We start from the raw sequence: 486 nt of genomic DNA, 5'->3' as shown, positions 1-486 counted from the left end.
CTTGCTCGACGCTCAGGGCAAGCGCCTTGGCCTGCCGGTCAGCGAGCTGCTCGGCGGCCGTGTGCGTGACAGCCTGGAAGTGGCCTGGACCCTGGCCAGCGGCGACACCGCCCGCGACATCGCCGAAGCCGAGCACATGCTGGAGGTCCGCCGGCACCGCGTGTTCAAGCTGAAGATCGGCGCCAACCCGCTCGAGCAGGACCTGAAGCACGTGGTGGCGATCAAGCGCGAGCTGGGTGAGCGCGCCAGCGTGCGCGTCGACGTCAACCAGTACTGGGACGAATCGCAAGCCATCCGCGCCTGCCAGGTGCTCGGTGACAACGGCATCGACCTGATCGAACAGCCGATCGCGCGCATCAACCGCGGCGGCCAGGTGCGCCTGAACCAGCGCAGCCCGGCGCCGATCATGGCCGACGAATCCATCGAGAGTGTCGAGGACGCCTTCAGCCTGGCCGCCGATGGCGCGGCCAGCATCTTCGCCCTGAA

At 68.5% G+C, this 486-nt stretch carries 1 protein-coding gene; it reads left to right on the top strand.

All coding sequences use genetic code 11. The annotated features are described in order from the left end of the window. Positions 1 to 486: enolase C-terminal domain-like protein (locus ACLEJU_RS28670; RefSeq protein WP_440776782.1), on the top strand; the 486-nt coding region annotated here is incomplete at both ends.

It is taken from the genome of Pseudomonas sp. SMN11 (assembly GCF_052041945.1).
Taxonomy (GTDB): domain Bacteria; phylum Pseudomonadota; class Gammaproteobacteria; order Pseudomonadales; family Pseudomonadaceae; genus Aquipseudomonas.
This window is presented reverse-complemented; position numbering and strand designations above follow the sequence as displayed.